Annotated in this window: 2 protein-coding genes; both read right to left on the minus strand. The window is 64.5% G+C overall.

Going from position 1 to position 2,473, the window contains the following annotated elements:
• Nucleotides 1-392: glycosyltransferase (locus H5U38_12715; GenBank protein ID MBC7187888.1), on the minus strand; the 392-nt coding region annotated here is incomplete at its 3' end.
• A 12-nt stretch (nt 393-404) separates the two neighbouring features.
• Complete coding sequence (locus tag H5U38_12720; protein MBC7187889.1) at nt 405-1,982, minus strand: hypothetical protein; 1,578 nt, start codon at nt 1,980-1,982, stop codon at nt 405-407.
• Nucleotides 1,983-2,473: the final 491 nt, after the last annotated feature.

Raw genomic sequence — 2,473 nt, forward strand, 5'->3', positions numbered from 1 at the left:
AGAACCACCTCCCCGCGACAACGTGCCACCCCCGCCGCAATGGCGTGCTTCTTCGGCGACCAGTTGCTCGGGCACGAAGTGAGGCGCACCAGCTCCAGATGCTCGTGGCCCACCGCCATTCTCTCCACAATGGCGGCCGTGGCGTCTTCCGAGCGGTCGTCCACGATGATGATCTGCAGCCTGTCGCGCGGATAGTCCTGCGCCAGCAAGGCAGCCACGCAGCGGCCGATCTGCCGCTCCTCGTTGCGCGCGGCCACTACCACCGAGACCGACGGTCGATCCTGGGAACGCGCTCCTTCTTTCCGCAACAGCCCCAGAAGCAGCCCCAGCAGGAAAAGGGCAAACACCCCTCCCAGGGCAATCAGGGCGATGGAAAAGACCGTTCCCGCCACGCGGTGCGCCTCCTAATAGTTGACCGCCACCTGGATGCTGGCCTGCCGCTCAAAGCCGCTTGCTCCGGCCACATGCCCCCGGTTGGTCAAGGCCGTGTGGACGTAGGCGAGGCTCACGAAAATGTCCTTGCGCACCTGGTCGCTCACCTGCACGCCCCAGGTGGCTCCCGACTCCACGGTGCCGGCCAAGAAGGCCTTGCGCTCCGAGCCGTTTTCCGGGTAGGGCGTCCACACATCCCCTTTGCCCTGGCGGCGCCATTGCGCCCAGACTTGGGTGAATAGGTCCCGGCTCCACTGGTACTCCGCTGCCAAGGCCAGACAATCGGCATCCGGGCCTAACCAATGGCCGATGATGCGATCGTAGTGCAGGTAGACGTTGAGCGAGTCATAGTGCGTGTACACAAACGGCTCGATGCGCGTATACTCGGCGCGCAGGGCGGCCTCCCGCAAGCCCAAAGGAGCCACCCAGTGGGCGCCGAGCGTAAAGCCGAACTTGTTGCCGTAGTAGCGCAACGGGTTCTTGCTCAGGGTCATGTCGTCCAACATGAACTCGACATAGGCCTTGACGTTGCGCAGGGGAAAGGTTACCACATCGAAGCTCATCATGTTGTTGTCGCGATCGCCCAGATGGTGTTCAGCCACGTGGTAAGGCATGAGCGGGTTGAGGTAGCTGAACTCCACGTCCCTGCGGCCGTAGAGCACGCTCTCCGTGCCGGCTATCAGCAGCCAATGGGCCAGGCGCACCTCCAGGCGATGCGCTGCCAAATAGCGTGGCCCGCCCAGTCTGGTAAGGAAAGCGTGTAGCGCCGAGAAGGAAAAGCGCTTGAACGGCACGGTCAGGCGAAAGGCGTCGAACAGGGGGGCATTGCGCGACAGGAGGAGACCGCCCCGCCAGCCAGGACCCCAGTGCGCCTGCATCCGCCCCGCCTGAAGATGAATCCGCCAGAACTGCACCGCCACATAGGCCTCCGCCTGGTCAGAGTAGACATTCCGCCCGGAGGTGACCACCGGCAGTCCGTGCCGCGGGTCAAAGCTCTCTTCCGGCACCTTGCCCCCGCGCCGCAGGGTGTTGCGCGCGTCCACGTAAAAGCCTAGTTTGCCCTCGATGGCCCCGCGCACGATGCCGCCGGCCATGGTGCGCCATTGCCGCTGCCCGATGGCCATGGTGTCCGCAGCGTGGGCATCCACCGCCTGCGTGAAAAGCGCGTCGACAAAGCCGTAGCTCTTCCCCTCTTGCCAGCGCCACAGGTGCCGCTCGCGATAGCGTGGCTGTACGACCAGTCCGGCGACCGGCAGGTCATCGCAAAACTCGCCCTTCAGCTGCTCCAACAGCGCGCGCTCACTGTGGCTGAAGGCGGAAGGATCGTCCTGGAGCACGCGATCGGCAGCAGCGATGAGCTCTGCCACCTGCTGCCTGGAGAGGGGCAGCGCCCGCAAGCCCACGTCTCTGACCAGACCTTTGGTCTCCAGACGCTCGAGAAGGCGATAGGCCCAATGGTCCAACGGCAGGTTCACCGATTGGGGGGCAACAGGCATAACACCGCACAGCAGGATCATTCCGGTCACGAGCACGTAACTGGTCTTGGACACGCGATTCCCTCGCACAGATCTGGCCCGACTGTTCCCTTGGGCCTTTGAGGAGCCAAAGGCTGTGCAGCAATTTAGCAAATCGCAGGCAAATTTCAAGGCCTTTTTTGGCAGAAGTGCCGGAGGGGGCGGAGGAGCAGGAGAGTGGCATCCCAGCCCGGTGAGGGCTGCGAAGAGGCGAGTGGCGGAGTCGCCTTGTCAAGCTGCGGATAGCTGGGCCGAAGAGCAAGCCGGTGGCCCCTGGAGCATGGCGGAAGGCCGGGAGTCGGGCAAGCCGCTCCGGAGGAACTCGCGTGCTCAGCCCTGGCCGCTGAGATTTCTTCCTTGGCTACGGGGAACGCGGCGGCACTTAGCACACCGACCGCCGACTCGTCTACGGAGCAGGCTCGAGGCGAGGAGGAAGAGCCATCGGCAGCGCACTGGCCCGCAGCCCAAGGGTGGGCAGTTGCGGGAGCAAGAGTTCCAACGCGTGCGCCGTGCGGGTGGCATGGGGG

It is taken from the genome of Calditrichota bacterium (assembly GCA_014359355.1).
Classification (GTDB): Bacteria; Zhuqueibacterota; Zhuqueibacteria; order JANLFK01; family Oleimicrobiaceae; genus Oleimicrobium.